Origin of the sequence: Saccharomonospora sp. CUA-673, from assembly GCF_001942305.1 — a bacterium.
GTDB lineage: Bacteria > Actinomycetota > Actinomycetes > Mycobacteriales > Pseudonocardiaceae > Prauserella.
The window spans coordinates 17,934-32,657 of record NZ_MKKE01000021.1 but is presented as its reverse complement, the minus strand read 5'-3'; the positions used below and the strand labels follow the sequence as shown (position 1 = coordinate 32,657).

Annotated in this window: 14 protein-coding genes, 1 tRNA gene and 2 pseudogenes; 8 read left to right on the top strand and 9 right to left on the bottom strand. The window is 72.1% G+C overall.

What is annotated here, in order from left to right:
- Positions 1-13: 13 nt before the first annotated feature.
- Positions 14-352, bottom strand: coding sequence for a hypothetical protein (locus BJF85_RS11125; RefSeq protein WP_075847174.1), 339 nt, complete (start codon positions 350-352; stop codon positions 14-16).
- Positions 353-668: 316 nt separating this feature from the next.
- On the opposite strand from BJF85_RS11125, the gene BJF85_RS11120 reads away from it, so the two are divergent.
- The 4 genes and pseudogenes from BJF85_RS11120 (at position 669) to BJF85_RS11105 (ending at position 4,359) form a co-directional block, all read left to right on the top strand.
- Complete coding sequence (locus BJF85_RS11120) at positions 669-929, top strand: hypothetical protein (RefSeq protein WP_030532094.1); 261 nt, start codon at positions 669-671, stop codon at positions 927-929.
- A 22-nt stretch (positions 930-951) separates the two neighbouring features.
- Positions 952-1,212 carry a hypothetical protein gene (locus BJF85_RS11115; RefSeq protein ID WP_075847140.1) on the top strand — a complete coding sequence of 87 codons (261 nt, stop codon included), beginning with the start codon at positions 952-954 and terminating at the stop codon, positions 1,210-1,212.
- 6 nt (positions 1,213-1,218) lie between these two features.
- Positions 1,219-3,968, top strand: a pseudogene (locus BJF85_RS11110) (FtsK/SpoIIIE domain-containing protein).
- Positions 3,961-4,359, top strand: a complete 399-nt coding sequence (locus BJF85_RS11105) for a hypothetical protein (RefSeq protein ID WP_075847138.1) — start codon at positions 3,961-3,963, stop codon at positions 4,357-4,359. Before BJF85_RS11110 ends, BJF85_RS11105 begins: the two are co-directional and overlap by 8 nt.
- A 119-nt stretch (positions 4,360-4,478) precedes the next feature.
- On the opposite strand, the gene BJF85_RS11100 is transcribed toward BJF85_RS11105, so the two are convergent.
- The 4 genes from BJF85_RS11100 to BJF85_RS11085 form a co-directional block, all read right to left on the bottom strand.
- Positions 4,479-6,383: an endonuclease/exonuclease/phosphatase family protein gene (locus BJF85_RS11100; RefSeq protein WP_083666237.1), complete on the bottom strand. Its 1,905-nt coding sequence runs from the start codon at positions 6,381-6,383 to the stop codon at positions 4,479-4,481.
- Positions 6,384-6,555: 172 nt separating this feature from the next.
- Positions 6,556-6,643, bottom strand: a tRNA-Ser gene (locus tag BJF85_RS11095).
- A 10-nt stretch (positions 6,644-6,653) separates the two neighbouring features.
- Positions 6,654-7,169 carry a nucleoside deaminase gene (locus BJF85_RS11090; protein WP_075847136.1) on the bottom strand — a complete coding sequence of 172 codons (516 nt, stop codon included), beginning with the start codon at positions 7,167-7,169 and terminating at the stop codon, positions 6,654-6,656.
- Positions 7,166-7,648, bottom strand: coding sequence for a tRNA adenosine deaminase-associated protein (locus tag BJF85_RS11085; protein WP_075847134.1), 483 nt, complete (start codon positions 7,646-7,648; stop codon positions 7,166-7,168). Before BJF85_RS11085 ends, BJF85_RS11090 begins: the two co-directional genes overlap by 4 nt.
- Before the next feature lie 108 nt (positions 7,649-7,756).
- Here BJF85_RS11085 and BJF85_RS11080 point away from each other — a divergent pair.
- Together BJF85_RS11080 and BJF85_RS11075 are read left to right on the top strand one after the other, a co-directional pair.
- Positions 7,757-8,985, top strand: a pseudogene (locus BJF85_RS11080) (M20 family metallopeptidase).
- 106 nt (positions 8,986-9,091) lie between these two features.
- A complete protein-coding gene (locus tag BJF85_RS11075) occupies positions 9,092-10,105 on the top strand; it encodes a prephenate dehydrogenase (RefSeq protein ID WP_075847132.1) in 1,014 nt (337 codons plus the stop codon).
- Between the two features lie 5 nt (positions 10,106-10,110).
- Here BJF85_RS11075 and BJF85_RS11070 read toward each other — a convergent pair whose 3' ends face one another.
- The 4 genes from BJF85_RS11070 to BJF85_RS11055 all read right to left on the bottom strand — a co-directional run bounded on the left by BJF85_RS11070 (position 10,111) and on the right by BJF85_RS11055 (position 13,358).
- Positions 10,111-10,413: an antitoxin gene (locus BJF85_RS11070; RefSeq protein ID WP_075847130.1), complete on the bottom strand. Its 303-nt coding sequence runs from the start codon at positions 10,411-10,413 to the stop codon at positions 10,111-10,113.
- Between the two features lie 64 nt (positions 10,414-10,477).
- Positions 10,478-12,454: an FUSC family protein gene (locus BJF85_RS11065; protein ID WP_075847128.1), complete on the bottom strand. Its 1,977-nt coding sequence runs from the start codon at positions 12,452-12,454 to the stop codon at positions 10,478-10,480.
- On the bottom strand, positions 12,451-12,663 hold the full coding sequence (locus tag BJF85_RS11060) for a hypothetical protein (protein ID WP_075847126.1): 213 nt from the start codon (positions 12,661-12,663) through the stop codon (positions 12,451-12,453). Before BJF85_RS11060 ends, BJF85_RS11065 begins: the two co-directional genes overlap by 4 nt.
- Positions 12,660-13,358, bottom strand: a complete 699-nt coding sequence (locus BJF85_RS11055; RefSeq protein ID WP_075847124.1) for an RNA polymerase sigma factor — start codon at positions 13,356-13,358, stop codon at positions 12,660-12,662. Before BJF85_RS11055 ends, BJF85_RS11060 begins: the two co-directional genes overlap by 4 nt.
- Before the next feature lie 536 nt (positions 13,359-13,894).
- Here BJF85_RS11055 and BJF85_RS11050 point away from each other — a divergent pair.
- Together BJF85_RS11050 and BJF85_RS11045 are read left to right on the top strand one after the other, a co-directional pair.
- A complete protein-coding gene (locus BJF85_RS11050) occupies positions 13,895-14,161 on the top strand; it encodes a glutaredoxin domain-containing protein (protein ID WP_075847122.1) in 267 nt (88 codons plus the stop codon).
- Between the two features lie 68 nt (positions 14,162-14,229).
- Positions 14,230-14,703, top strand: a complete 474-nt coding sequence (locus BJF85_RS11045; RefSeq protein ID WP_075847120.1) for a Fur family transcriptional regulator — start codon at positions 14,230-14,232, stop codon at positions 14,701-14,703.
- The last annotated feature ends 21 nt before the right edge of the window (positions 14,704-14,724 follow it).

Sequence of the window (14,724 nt, the reverse complement as noted above, 5' to 3'; positions counted from 1 at the left end):
GTGGCGGCCGGCCTCACGGCCGGTCCCGGCCCGGCGTCTGCTCCGCGACGCCGTGGCGCAGCGGGCCGCTCGGTCGGGCTGCGCTGTCCGGCGAGACGGCCGATCCGTGCCGGGTGTCCGCCGGCTTTCCGCTCGCGCTCTGTTGGTCACCACCGGACGGCTCAGCGCCCTCGGCGAGGTCCTGTTGCCGCGCCCGCAGCAGCTCCAGCACGGGTACGCGGTTGGCGTGGGCCTCCTCGTGCTCGAGCAGGGTCCGGAGGTCCTCGGCCGGCAACGAGCGGATCCGGTGCTGCAGTGCGGTGATCGGCAGCTCGTCGTAGTCGGGAAGGGGCAGGACACTGTCGGAAGTCATGGTGTGCACCTCGCGAAACATGCGACGACCGTCGTCGACGGCCGCGGGATCGGTGGGCCGCTTCAGCGGATTCGGCGAGCCGATCCCGGTCGGGCGTTCTGCCGGGTCGTACCCGAGGCATCCGCGCGGCAAACCCGCCGTGGGTGCCGGTGTGTTCGACCCGTTCCTGCGAGGTCGGAGAGTCCGAATCCCTTTCGGCCCAGTCGCTCGCCACGGACGGTGATCGGATATCGCCCACCTCCACACACCCGCCACCGCCTGGTCACGCTAAGTTGAGACGCGACACGTACCGAGCTCGTCCCAAGGAGCCCGCCCCATGGCCGGAGTGGAAGAGATCCGCGCGGGGATCGCCGCCGCGAACGAGAAGGCTTCCGCCAGCATCGCCGCACTGCAGCAAGCCGCGCAGACCCTGGAGGAAGCGCAACAGACCCTCGCGATGGCGACCCAGGGCAGCGCGCAGGAGGACGTCAGCCAGGCCCACGGGCTGCTCGCCGAGGCCATCCAGGGCATCACCGGCACGCAGAGCACCATCCAGGCCTGCATCTCCTCGACCGAGGGCTACGCGGCGCGGCTGTAGAGCCGACGTCGAGGCAACCGTCATGTCGCTGGCTGAACTGCACGCCTCGCTGAACCTCGTCCGGTCGAGCCTGACCGACGCCGCCGCCGAGGCCGCCCGCGCCAAGGAACTGCTCGAGGAGTACCGGCGCGCGCTGCTGGACGTCCAGAGCGGCACCGCCGCCACCTCGGGCGATCCGTGGCTGCCCGCTCAGCTGCCCCGCGCGTTCGACCAGATCGACGAGCACAAGACCCAGCTCGGTGGGGTCGAGCAGGCTCTCGACCAATACGAAGCAAGGTTGTAGCGGGGTATGGGCAGGAGGGTCCAGGAGCAACGAGCCCGCGTCGTCAGCGCGCTCGACACGCTGCGCAGGCAGGTCGGCCTCGCACTCGGGGCCACCCGCAACGCCCGGGTGCAGGCCGAGCAGGACCTCGCCCAGCGGCGGCTCGAGCAGGACGTCGTGCGCGCCGGCATGGACCGCGCGGCCGCCGACCCCGAGTTGGCCGCGCGGATGTCCACCCCCGCCACCGCGGCGGTCGTGCACAAGCTGGCCAGCGTGCGCGAGCAGTTCTACGCCGACTGGGCGGCCGGTCCGCGGCGGCTGCGCGAGCTGGTCGCCGACACCGCGCCCGGCTCCGCGTCGGCGCCCGCCGGACAGTGGCTGGGCCGCGTCGGCACGGCGTCGGGGCTGACGACACCCCAGCTGTGGCGGATCGGCGAGGCCACAGTGGACGGCTCGGCCGACTCGACGTTCGACGTCGCCGTGCCGCTGCTGGACTCCTCGCACCTGGCGATCACGTCCGCCCCCAACACGCGTTCCACTGTGGACGGACTGGTCGAGACGATGCTGATGCGCGTGCTGTCGACGTTCGAACCGGGCGCGGTGAAGATCCACCTGTGGGACATCGGCCAGCTGACCGGGGTGCTGCCGAACTTCTACGCCCTGTCCCGCACCAGCGCCGTCACGGTGCACGACCCGACGCGACTGGCCGACCTGCTCGACGAGTTCGCGGGCCACATCCGGCGTATCCACGGGTACACGATGCAGGCCGGGCACGTGTCGCTGCGGGCGATGCGCGCCGCGACCGGCAAACGCCTCGAACCGTGGCGCATCGGCGTCCTCTACGGCAACGGCGAGGACCTGCAGCCCGAGCAGATCCGCGACATCAAACGCGTCGCCTCCGGCGCGATCGAGGCCGGCATGTCGCTGATCCTGGTGGACGTGCCCACGATGCTCGACGGCGCCGTCGAGAACGTCCACGTCACCGGCGACCGCACGGCCGTGACGAGCATGACCGGCCCGAACCTGCCCGTGCGCCTCGATCCGCCGCTGCCGGGCGGTCAGGTGTCGGCGGCCACGTCGCGGATCGCCGAGGCGCTGGTGACCAAACAGGGCGGACCGCGCACGTTCGCCGACCTGCTGCCGACCGAGTACGGCACCTCCTCGTCGGCCGAGGAACTGCGCGCACCCGTCGGCTTCCACGAGGGCGAGCCCGTCGACGTCGTCATCGGCGACGCGACGCCGCACGCGCTGATCGGCGGTCCGAGCGGGTCGGGCAAGACGAACTTCCTGTACGCGCTGCTCGGTTCGCTGTGCGCGCGCTACTCGCCGAACGAGCTCGCGCTGTACCTGCTCGACTTCAAGGAGGGCGTGTCGTTCGCGGGCCTTGCGCCCGGGCGCAAGGACGAGAGCTGGCTGCCGCACGCCCGGCTCGTCGGCGTCAACGTCAACACCGACCGCGAGTTCGGCCTGGCGCTGCTGCGGTTCCTCACCGACGAACTGCGCAGGCGTTCGGCCGCGGCGAAGGAACACGAGGTCACGACGCTGTCGGAGCTGCGCGAACAGGACCCCACGGGACACTGGCCGCGCATCGTGGCGGTGGTCGACGAGTTCCAATACCTGTTCGGCGAACGCGACACCGTCACCACGCTCGCGACATCGCTGCTCGAGGACGTCGCACGACGCGGCCGTTCGCAGGGCATCCACCTGATCCTCGCCAGTCAGGACATCGCGGGCATCGAGGCGTTCTGGGGCAAACCGGCGGTGTTCGAGCAGTGCACGCTGCGGATCGCGATGCCGAAGGCGCGCCGGGTGTTGGCCGAGGCCAACCAGGCCGCCGTCGCGGCGCCGCGCTGGCACGCCGTCGTCAACCACGACTCCGGAATCGGCCACGGCAACCAGTTGGCGCACGTGCCCGATGCCAGCTCCGGCGGCGTCTTCCCCGCCCTGCAACGGGAACTGTGGCAGCGCTACGGCGCGACGAGCGTGCCGCGGCTGTTCGACGGTGCGCATGCACCGCGGCTCGCCGAGTCGGCCGCGTTCACCTCACTGTCGCGTGTGGACCCGGGCGACCGGCCGCACGCCCTCGTGGGGCAGTCGATCGACGTCGCCGACGTGGCGCACGGCGTCGAACTGTCGACCTCCCCGGGCCGCAACCTCGCGGTGCTCGGCACGACGCAACGCGACGCGGTGTCGGTGCTCGACTCGGCCACGACGTCGCTGGCGCGCCAGTTCGCGCCCGGCGACGTCGAATTCGCCCTGGGTTGCCTCGTCGACCGGTGCGAACCCGCGGTGCGCGCCCTCGCCGAGCGACTGACGCCGAGGGTCACAAGGCCGACGTCGTCGCCGCGGACACCGTCGTCGAGCTCGTCACCGCGTGGGCGGGCGAACTGGCCGCCGCGGGCGCACCCCGCCGGATCGCGGTGCTGTACGGCGTCGACGCGGCCCTGCCCGCGTTGGAGGCCAAGGAACCGGGCAGGTCCAGCGGCCTCGACCACCTGCGGACCGTGCTGAAACAGGGACCCGCGCGCGGGGTGCACGTGCTGGGTTGGTGGCGCAGCATCGCACGGCTGAAGGACACGCTCGGGTTCGGCGGCACCGACGACATCGGCGCGTGGACCGCACTCGACGTCCAGGGCAACGAACTCGGCCCGCTCGCCGCCGGTCAGGTCGTGCACTGGTCGCCGCGCCCGGACCGCGCGCTGTTCTTCGACCGCACGACCCTCAGCGCCCCGGAGATCGTCATCCCGTTCCGCAGGGAGGAGGACGTCGATGACTGAGCACGTGGACGGCCCGAACGCCGGCGGCGCGAACGTGGACGCGGCCGCGCGGTACAAGGAGATCATCGGGCTCGCGCGGAAGGCGGCCGAGGACCTGCGCGCCTGGGAGCAGGCGCGGGAACAGCAGCTGCACGGCGAGATCGCGGCGGCGGAGGAGCACGTGCAGGCGGCGGCCGAGGCGGAGGAGGCGATGGCCGAACGCGCGCGCCGCTGGTGGACGATGGCGCGGGACAACGTGTCGCGGCTGTCGTGGCTCGACGTGGGCGAGGAACCGACGCCCGTCCCGACGGCCCGGGGCGACCACGCGAACCGCTACGCCGAGGACGTCCGCCCCGCGTACCACGAACTCACCCAAGCCGTCCTGAACCTCGGCTGGCGCGCCCGCAAGTAACTCCCGAGGCCCCATGGTCGCTCCCACCCGTCGCCCGACCGCCACCCCTCAAGGACGCGCTGACGCGCGGCAGCGCTCGATGGCGACTATGGGGCCCTCGGGAGCTTTTACAAGCGGGCTCAGGAACCGGTGGGCCAGCCGGCCGGGGTGGGGGCCGAGGGGCGGAAGCGAACGATCTGGGGGTCGTGGTCGCTGGCCTGCTCGGCGAACTCGGCGTTGATGTGCACCACGTCGTAGTCGACGCGCCGCAGCGAGTCGGACACCAGGATGTGGTCCAGCACCTGCGAGTTGCCCTCGAACACGTAGCTGTACTGCTCGTCGGCCGGCAACGTGTCCATCAGCGACGTCAGCGCACCGCCCTCGGTGAGCGTGCCCAGCGTCTCCGAGAACTGGAAGTCGTTGAGGTCGCCCGCGACCACGATGTTCGCGTTCGGCTGCACACCCTGCAGCTCGTCGACGAACCCGCGCAGTACCTGCGCCTGCTGCAGCCGCTGCTCCTCGGTCGACCGCGTCGGCGGCTGGAACCGGCCGTGCGTCGGCTCGTCCCCGCCCTTGGCCGCGAAGTGGTTCGCGACGACGAACACCGTGCGGCCGCGGAACTCGAACTCGCCGACGAGCGGCTTGCGGCTCTCCAGCCAGGCCTCGTTCTCCGGGTCGATCCGGCCGGGCGACACCGACAGCTGCGCCGTGCCGGACCGCGACTTCTCGACCTCCACGGGCGTCGTCGCGTCACCGCCCTCGCGGTCCACAAACGACACCCGGTCGGGGTTGTACAGGAAGCCGACGCGGATGTTGCCGCCCGGCTGGCCGCCGTCGGCGAGGTCCTCGGGGTCGATCTGGCGCCATTCGTACGTCGGCCCGCCCGCGGCGGCGATCGCCTCGACGAACCGGTCGAGCGTCTCGTCGGCCTCGACGACGCCGTCGCCGTTGCCGTCGGCGCCGTTGTTGTCCTGGATCTCCTCGAGCGTCACGACGTCCGGCGACCGCAGGTTGCGGACGACGCCCTCGGCGAGCGCGTCGAACTTGGCCTGCTCGTCGGTGGCGGCCAGGTTCTCCACGTTGTAGGTCGCCACGGACATGTCGGCACGGTTCTGCTTGGCCGTCACCTGCCGCTCGAGTCCGTTGTCGACGACCTCGCCGAGCTCGGTGGCCATCAGCGTGTAGCCGCCGTACTGGTCGTACTCCACCGGTCCGGTCGTGGTGCCGCTCAGCGTGTCGCCCGTGTTCGCCTCGGGGAACGGACGCTCGTCGAACGGGATCAGCGACTCGATCTTCAGCAGTCCCGTGTTCGGCCGGTCGTAGGCGCCGTACACGGCACCGCCCCGCGCGCTCGGGTTCTCGTCGGGCTTGGTGGTCACGTACAGCTCGTTGTACTGCGTGCTGGGGCTCACCAGCCGCGCGTCGCTGACGGTGACCCGCTCGCCCTCGCGCGACTCCCAGAAGTCTAGGGCGTACTTGTCCGGCTGGAGTTCCAGCTCGTCGAGGTTGCCCTCCGCCGGGGCGAGCGCGTCCGGGACGGTGTCGGGCGTGATCTCCTGCGCCGCAGGCAGTTCGTTGCCGGAGGAGGCGACCGTCCACTCGGCCTCGGACAGCTGGGTCGTCGACTGGTACGCCGAGTCCTCGCCGCCCGGTCGGTACTCGGTGACCTCGCCGCTGACCGACAGCTCGTCGCCCACGGCGACGTCGGCGCTCTCGTCTCCGGTGTAGACGAACAGGGCCGAGCTCGCCCGCTCGTCGGCGGGTTCGGGGTCGGGGTCCTGCACCCAGAAACCGCGCGCGCTGCCGAAGTCGCGTTTGGCCGTGACGATGCCCGGCACGGTGACGGCCTCGCCGACGAGCGGCGAGATGCGGCCGGTGCCCTGGACGTCGGTGATCCGGGTGTCGGCGGCGCTTCCGGTGGCGCGGTTGTCGGCCAGCGCGGGCGCGGCGGACACGAGCGAGGCGGTCATGAGCGTCGCGGCCAACGCCGAGACGGCACGGGTGCTTCTGCGGCTGAGTGCGGTCACGGACGCATCCTTGCCCATTCGGGTGAGCACGGGAAGTCAGTTGCCCAACGCGGAGGAGTCCGTTCGTCGCACCGCTGGGCCGATCGGGCGTGGCCGGAAATCAGGGCCTGTCCGGAGGGTGAACAGCCTGCAAACAGCGAACGGGCGGGTGCTCGCCGGGAAGTCCCGGTGAACACCCGCCCGTTTCGGCTGGCGGTAGCGGTGGGATTCGAACCCACGGAGGCTCTCACCTCACGCGATTTCGAGTCGCGCTCCTTCGGCCGCTCGGACACGCTACCGCTGAATAGGTTACGTCACCGGGGGTTCACCGATCGCACGGGGTCCGGCTCGGCCGTCGTCACCGCGATGCGCTGCGAAGAACTCCTCGAGCAGCGCGGCGCACTCGTCGGCGAGCACGCCGCCGACGACCTCGGGGCGGTGGTTCAACCTCCGGTCGCGCACGACGTCCCACAGCGAGCCGACGGCCCCGGTGCGCGGTTCCCACGCGCCGAACACGACCCGGTCGACGCGGGCGAGCACGAGCGCACCCGCGCACATCGTGCACGGTTCGACGGTCACCGCGAGGGTGCAGCCCGCGAGCCGCCACCCGTCGCCGTACTCGGCGGCCGCGGCGCGCAGCGCCAGCACCTCGGCGTGCGCGGTGGGGTCGCCGAGGTCCTCGCGCGCGTTGTGCGCGCCCGCGAGGAGCCGGCCGTCGGGCGCGAACACCGCCGCGCCGATGGGCACGTCCCGGGTGCCGCGGGCCCGCCGGGCGTATCCGAGTGCCTCGCGGACCGCGGCTTCGTCGGCGGCGGCCGGGTTCACAGTTCGTCGAGGACCTTGTTGAACTCCTCGCCGAACCCGCAGCGCTGGGCGATCATGCCCAGCTGCTCGTCCGGGTACAGCTCGGTCTCGCCCGCGATGACCTCGAGCTCCGGTGCGGGCATGCCGAGGTCGGCGAGGATCTCCAGGTCGCCCTCGGGCCAGATCGTGTCGTCGTCCTCGTCCGGCGGTTCCGCGCGCAGCAGGTCCAGCACGTCGGCGGCGATGTCGTAGTCGAGCGCCGCGGCCGCGTCGGACACCAACAGCTGGGCGCCGCTCGGCGTCGGCCGGACGACGACGAAGAACTCGTCGTCCACCGCCAACAGGCCGAACACCGCGCCCGTCGAACGCAGCTTGCGCAGCTCCGTGATCGCGGCGTCGAGCTCGGCGAGTGCAGCCTGATCCAGCGCGCTGCATCGCCACTGACCGTCCTCGCGCACCACGGCCACCGCTAGTCCCGTGATCGACTCGTCCACCGGCATAGAGCCCACCGTATACCCGCGTGACCTTCGGTGACGGCTCGAAAGCGACCTGTCCGTTTCGTACCCGGGAGCCGCGGCGCCCGCCCGCCGCGTGCCAGGATCGATCACATGACCGGACCCGAACAGCTCCCCTCCCTTCCTGACCTGGTGCTTCCACGGCTCGCCGAGGAGGCGAAGGCCCTGCAGCCGGACACCGTGGCGCTGCGCAGGCGGCTGCACCGGGAGCCCGAGATCGGTCTGCACCTGCCGCGTACGCAGGAGCTGATCCTCGAGGCGCTCGAGGGCCTGCCGCTGGAGGTCACCACGGGCCGCTCGTCGACGTCGGTCACCGCGGTGCTGCGCGGGGCGAAGCCGGGCCCGGCCGTGTTGCTGCGCGGGGACATGGACGCGCTGCCGCTCACGGAGGAGTCCGGGGAGGAGTTCGCCTCCGACAACGAGGGCGTCATGCACGCCTGCGGGCACGACACGCACGTCGCGATGCTCGTGTCGGCGGCGCGGCTGCTGTCGCGGCACGTCGACGACCTCGCCGGATCGGTCGTGTTCATGTTCCAGCCCGGCGAGGAGGGCCAGCACGGCGCGCGGCACATGATCCACGAGGGCGTGCTCGATGCGGCGGGCGAGCGCGTGACCAACGCGTTCGGGGTGCACATCTTCCCGACGCTGCCGAGCGGGCAGGTGTACACGCGGCCCGGACCGCTGATGGCGTCGGTCGACGACTTCCACCTGCGCGTCGTCGGCAAGGGCGGGCACGGGTCGGCGCCGGAGGGTGCGCGCGACCCGATCCCGGCGGCCGCGGAGATGGTCGGCGCGCTCAACACCATGCGCGCGCGGCGGTTCGCGGCGACCGAACCGGTGGTGGTGTCGGTGACCCACATCGAGGCGGGTACGACCACGAACATCATCCCCGAGACGGCGTTCCTCGAGGGCACGATGCGCACGCTGTCGGACGCGGCGCGGTCGAAGGTGCGCGCGGAACTCGAGTCGGTGTGCGAGGGCATCGCCGCGGCGCACGGCTGCCGCATCCACCTCGACCTCACGCCCGGCTACCCGACGACCGTCAACGACCCGGCCGAGGCGGCGCGCGTGCTCGACCTCGCCGCGACGGTGCTCGGCCAGGACAACGCGATGCTGCTGCCCGAGCCGATCATGGGCGGCGAGGACTTCTCGTACGTGCTCCAGCGCGTGCCCGGCGCGTTCGCGCTGCTCGGCGCGTGCCCGCCCGACGTCGACGAGGCCGATGCGCCCGGCAACCACTCGAACCGGGTCGTCCACCACGAGGACGCCATGTCCTCCGGCGTCGCCTCTACGCCGCCTACGCCCTCTCCCTGCTCCGCTGAGTAACCGACGGAAAAGCTCCCGAGGGCCCCATAGTCGCGTTGAATGCGACCAAAGGGCCCTCGGGAGCACCTAGGTGGCTGCGCGGGGTGACGCTCGGATGCAAGGATGTGTGCTGTGCGTGACGTGTGCGTGATCGGGTTGGGGCTCATCGGTGGGTCGGTGCTGCGTGCCGCGTCGGCGGCGGGGCGGACCGTGTGGGGTGCGTCGACGGCGCAGGCGGATGTCGACGCCGCGACCGCCGACGGGTTCGACGCCGGGACCGACGTCGCCGAGGCGCTGGGCCGCGCCGCGCAGCGCGACGCCCTCGTCGTCCTCGCGGTGCCGCTGACGGCGGTCGACGACGTCCTGCGCATCGTGGGCATGCACGCGCCGAACTGCCTGCTCACCGACGTCACGAGCGTCAAGGGCCCCGTCGCCGAGTCGGTCGCCCGACTGGCCCCGGAGGCGCGCTACGCCGGTGGACATCCGATGGCGGGCACCACGGAGTCCGGGTGGAAGGCCGGGACCGCGACCCTGTTCGAGGGAGCCACGTGGGTCGTGTGTCTCGAGGAGGACGACAGCGTCGCCCACGACGGAACCGGCGCCGCGTCCGCCGACCTCACGGCGTGGCGGGAGGCGGCCACGCTGGCCCTCGACGCCGGCGCCCGCGTCGTCGCGATCCCCGCGCTCGCCCACGACGCGACGGTCGCCCGGACGTCGCACCTGCCGCATCTGCTGGCCGCGATCCTCGCGAACGCCGCAGCCTCGGGCGGTCCGATCGCCGGCGCGCTCGCCGCGGGATCGCTGCGCGACGGCATCCGCGTCGCCGGCACCCGCCCGGAGCTCGTGCGCGCCATGACCGAGGGCAACCGCGCGGCACTGCTTCCCGTCCTCGACGAGGCGCTCGGCATGCTGGGTGCCGCACGCGGATCGCTCGCCTCGACAGGCGGACTGAAGGTGACCATCGACGCGGGTCACGACGCGCACGCCTCGCTGGCGGCGGCGCAGGACGGCCCCCGCACGCCGGTCACGCTCGATCTGAACGCTCCCGACGCCCGCGAGGGTCTCGTCTCGTTCGGGCTGCGCGGAGGGTGGTTCACCGCACTCGACGGCGACACCCTCCGCGGCGAGGTGGCCTGACTACCTCAGCGGCCGGTCGGACCCGAGGGTCCGTTCGGACCGTTCGTGCCGTTGGGACCGGAGGGCCCGTCGGGACCGGTCGAGCCGCCGGGACCGCCTTGGCCACCGTCGCCGCCGTCACCGCCGCCGGTCTGCTTGTGCAACGCGTCCTTGGCCTTCTGCGTCACGTTGTCGATCTTGTCGGCCTTGTCGCCGAACTTGGACTTGGCGAAGCCGCTCGCCTTGTCCAGGCCCTGTTCGACCTTCCCGCTGTTCTTGCTCAGCGCGTCCTGAGCCTTCTTCTTGATGTCGTCGAAATTGATGCCCATGTGACCAATCCACCAGCATCTGCGTCCCAGCGCAAACCCTGGTGAGAGCGCGTCGACCGAAACGTCACCGTCTGCGGCGGAATGGGAACTTCGAACGGGTGAGATTGGGTCCGCGGACGGCGTCGAAGGCCGTGTCGACCAGGTCGGCGACGCCGGCGAGCTGGTCGGTGTCGGGCAGGTCGACGTCGACCGGATCGCGCTGCTCGCGGACGGCCGCGGACAGTTCGGCGAGGGCGGCGGTGACGAGCCGGACGTCGGACGCGGCGGGCCGGTCCGCGCCGTGCGAGACGCTGACGGCGACGGCCGTGGCCGCGTCCGTCACCTGTTCGAGCGAAGCGATGGCGGGCCACCACGCGGCGGCCTGCCTGCCCGCGGGCGACGGTTCGACGACGAGTTGCTGGAACGCCGTCCGCAGGTCGGCCAGTCCGCGGTAGGCGTGCCGCCGGCAGCGGGAGCCCTCGACGCGGTCGGCGTCCGGTCCGAGGCTCACCTCGACGTACCGCGCGACCGTGTCGGCGACGTCGGCCAGCCGCCCGCCGACCTGCGGCCGCCGCGTGCCCGGCCACAGCAGGTAGCCGAACACGAGGACGATCGCGCAGCCGACGACCGTGTCGGCGAGGCGCGCGAGCACGACGCTCCAGTCGCCGCCGATGCTCAGGTCCATCTGCAGGATGATCAGCGGCGTGACGAACGCGCTGAAGATGCCGTAGTTGCGAACCTGGCCGAGCACGAGGCCGGCCGACAGGAACGCCACGACGGCCACGAGCGCGACGCTGTGCTGGGCGGCACCGAGTCCGAGCACGGCCGCGCCGATGCCGACCCCGGCGACCGTGCCGACACCTCGCAGCACGGCGCGGCCGAACACCGAGCCGAAGTCCGGTTTCAGCACCAGGCCGACGGTGAGGGTGATCCAGTACGAGTTGTCCAGCGGCACGGTCAGGCGAACGAGCTCGGCGACCGCGACGCACAACGTCAGGCGCGCGGCCGCCATCCATGTCAGCGGCCCGGAGGCGAGCGAGTCGGCCCAGTCGCGCACCCGGCGCACCCACGGCACACGACGGGGCCTGCTCCGCTCCTGCTCGGTGTCGATCTTCGTCAACGCGTGGTACAGCGCGGCCTCCGGCGAGTCCGCCGGATCGGGCCCGCCGGCACCGGAGTCGGCGGAGTCGGTGGCCGAGCGTGCGGTGGGCGGGGCGGGCAACGGTGCGTTGGCCAACACGGCCGCGGCGAGATCGGTGAAATGGGCGATGACCTCACGCGGTGCGCGTTGTCCCGCGTTGACCATCGCCACCGAGGCCTCCACCGCAGGCGTCGTCGCCGACAGCAGGTTGAGCAGCCTGCGGTACGTGGCGTCGCGGCCGGACAGCCAGGACCGCGCCGTCAGCAGCCGGTCGTAGGCGGTGTTCATCGCCGTCGTGAGCTGGTGCCGCGCGGTCAACGACGTCGCTTCGCCCTCGGCCGAGTGCATCGCGGCGAGTTCGATGTAGACCTGCGCGACGGCCTGTCGTTCGGGCGAGGTCGCGTGCACCGTCCACCCGGACAAGGCGAGCAGCAGACCCCACACCCCGCCGGTGACGACACACGCGAGCGCCACGAGGACGTCCGCGCCCGCCTCGGCCTGACCGGTGCCGAGCGTGACGAACACCAGCAACTGCAACGCCGCGAAGGACGCGTTGTTGCCGCCCGCGCTGATCAACGCCGACACGGCCGCCACCAGCACCACCGTCGGATGCGACAGCCACGGATCGGCCCCGGTGACCAGCCCGAGCCCGAAGCCGAACACCGCGGCGCACACCGTGATCCCGAGGCGCTTCGCCCGGTAGGCGTACGGCCACGAGCCGTCCCCCAGCACCGTCGGCAGCACGCCCGCCGAGACGAGCGCGCCGATGGCCGGTTCGCCGAGCAGATAGCCGACGGCGATCGGCACCGTGAACCCGACGACGGCCCGCACGATCCGGCTCCAGGGGATCGGCGCCGGGTCGGTGCGCAGCAACTGCACCAGCCAACGCGGCGCCGCCAGATCGGCTCGGGGTGATCTCACCCCTCCATCTTGGCGTACGCGCGCCCGGAATCGGCATTCTCGAGCGCGGTCTGGACCTTCTCGACGAGTCCGTCCGGCATGCGGTCGAGGTCGAACACGAACCGGCGCAGTTCGGCCACCGGCAGCGCAGCGGACCGCGCCGTCGCGGGCGAGGCCGGGTTCCCCGGGAAGACCGTTCCCGGGACGACGGCGCCTGTGCAGCAGCTCATGCCGGTCCGCTCCCGTCCCGTGTCCCGTCACCGCGTGGCCCGTCGACGAGGCGGTCCGCGGCGGAGACGTCCGGCGAGGTGTCCGGCCATGCGTCGGCGAACAGCGCCCGCAACCGCGCGAGACACCGGCTCCGGGTCGGGCCGATGCTGCCGTGCGGCATGCCGAGGACGTCCGCGACGTAGCGGTACTCGGCCCTGCCGGCCAGCACCGTCAGCCGCAACAACTCCTGGCACCGCCGCGACAACCCGCGGAACGCCTGCCACAACCTGCGGTCGCGTTCGGCGCGCAGCACCGTGTCCTCCGGCGCCGGCGGCGGCCCGGCGGTGTTGTCGACGAGCACCTCGGACAGGACCCCGGCCGGCACCACCGGCTCCCCGCGCCTGCGCGCGCGAACCGCCTCCCTGCGGGTCGTGGTGATCAGCCACGCCGCCAGCGCACGCGGGTCGTCCAACTCGTCGAGCCGGCGCACCAACGTCAGCCACACGGTCTGGACGACGTCCTCGGCTGCGTACGCATCGAGACCGTTGCCGCGCGCGACATGCCACACCAGCGGGCTCAGCTCGGCCACGAGCCGGTGCATCGCCCGGCGATCGCCGGCCTGCGCCGCGGTCATGCACGCGGCGTGCAGCTCGTGCCCCTCGAGCCCGTCCCAGGCCGTGGATCTCGACCCCGGATCGGCTTCCCTCTCCGACACTGCGGTTCCCCCTCCGAACGGCGCCCCTCACGCGCGTCCGCAGTATCGCCGGTCTACCCACCGTGGAACGGGCAGGTCCAGACCACCTCCAGCCTCACCCGTTCACCGTAGAGCTCCCTCGGGGCACGAGCCGCGCCCGGAACCGGCGCGGCCGCCTCCCTGCGGCTGCGCCGGCCGGCGCCCGATTCCCTGCGAGAGGCGCTTGGCCGGCACCCCCAGGTAGGCACGCACGGTGCGTACCGGTCGGCCAGTCGCTGTTCTCATCGGGAACACCCCTTCGACCGGCCCGACGTTCGCGCGGTTCCCTCGTTCGAGCTGCGATCGGGATCGTTCCCGCGTGCACACGAACCGCCCCGGGTGGTGGCCGACGGCCCCCTCGGCTGCCGGCCACCACGCGCCGGGCACAGCCCGACACCTCACAGGAGTCGACGGAGCGTCGCCAGATACATGCGGGGCACACTTTTCACCGAGCGCGTGACGTGGTCGTACGTCACACCGGGCCGGCTCGGGCGAGCACGCGCAGTACCGTCGATGTCGTGGCGACTGACGTGATCGAGTTCTACTGGCGGCCCGGCTGCCCCTTCTGCATGATGCTCGAGGCCGACCTGGACGCGAGCAACCTGCCCGTGCGCAAGGTCAACATCTGGGAGGAGACCGGCGCGGCCGACCGGGTCAAGGCGGCGGCGAACGGCAACGAGACCGTGCCGACCGTGTTCGTCGGCGACCGCGGACTGGTCAACCCGAGCATGGCCGAGCTGCTGGACGTCGTCCGCAGCGAGGCGCCCGCACTCCTCGACAGCTGACGCTTCACCCGAACGTGTGGTGGCCGGACTGGGTTTGACGGGGTCCAGATCCGGGTAATTCCCCCGCGATGGACGCAGGTTCACGTTCCGACGTCGCAGAGCTCCTTCGCTCGGCCGGTTTGCGAGTCACCGGTCCACGTCGACGCGTACTCTCCTGGCTCGAGCACCACCCGCACTCGACGGCCGACGCCGTCTGGGCCGGGGTGCGCGGGCAGCCCGCGTCGGTGTCCCGGCAGGCGATCTACGACGTCCTGCGTGCCTGCGAGGAGGCCGGGCTGGTGCGTTCCATCCAGCCGGCGGGGCACGCGGCGCGCTACGAACGCCGGGTGCACGACAACCATCACCACGTCGTCTGCCAGTCATGCGGGCGGACGGAAGACGTCGACTGCGCCGTCGGCGCGTCGCCGTGCCTGACACCGAGCGACCACCACGGTTTCGCCGTCGTGGCCGCCGAGGTCACGTTCTGGGGCCTGTGCCCGGCCTGTCGCATGCGGCAACGGGACGAACCGCGGCTCCAGCGCCTCGCCTCCAGGAGCGGTTGACCCCGGAGGAACGGGCACGGT

Coding starts and splice junctions, on each gene's coding strand:
- BJF85_RS11125 (WP_075847174.1), bottom strand. CDS start 352: ATGACTTCCGACAGTGTCCTGCCCCTTCCCGACTACGACGAGCTGCCG.
- BJF85_RS11120 (WP_030532094.1), top strand. CDS start 669: ATGGCCGGAGTGGAAGAGATCCGCGCGGGGATCGCCGCCGCGAACGAG.
- BJF85_RS11115 (WP_075847140.1), top strand. CDS start 952: ATGTCGCTGGCTGAACTGCACGCCTCGCTGAACCTCGTCCGGTCGAGC.
- BJF85_RS11105 (WP_075847138.1), top strand. CDS start 3,961: ATGACTGAGCACGTGGACGGCCCGAACGCCGGCGGCGCGAACGTGGAC.
- BJF85_RS11100 (WP_083666237.1), bottom strand. CDS start 6,383: ATGGGCAAGGATGCGTCCGTGACCGCACTCAGCCGCAGAAGCACCCGT.
- BJF85_RS11085 (WP_075847134.1), bottom strand. CDS start 7,648: ATGCCGGTGGACGAGTCGATCACGGGACTAGCGGTGGCCGTGGTGCGC.
- BJF85_RS11075 (WP_075847132.1), top strand. CDS start 9,092: ATGTGTGCTGTGCGTGACGTGTGCGTGATCGGGTTGGGGCTCATCGGT.
- BJF85_RS11070 (WP_075847130.1), bottom strand. CDS start 10,413: ATGGGCATCAATTTCGACGACATCAAGAAGAAGGCTCAGGACGCGCTG.
- BJF85_RS11060 (WP_075847126.1), bottom strand. CDS start 12,663: ATGAGCTGCTGCACAGGCGCCGTCGTCCCGGGAACGGTCTTCCCGGGG.
- BJF85_RS11045 (WP_075847120.1), top strand. CDS start 14,230: ATGGACGCAGGTTCACGTTCCGACGTCGCAGAGCTCCTTCGCTCGGCC.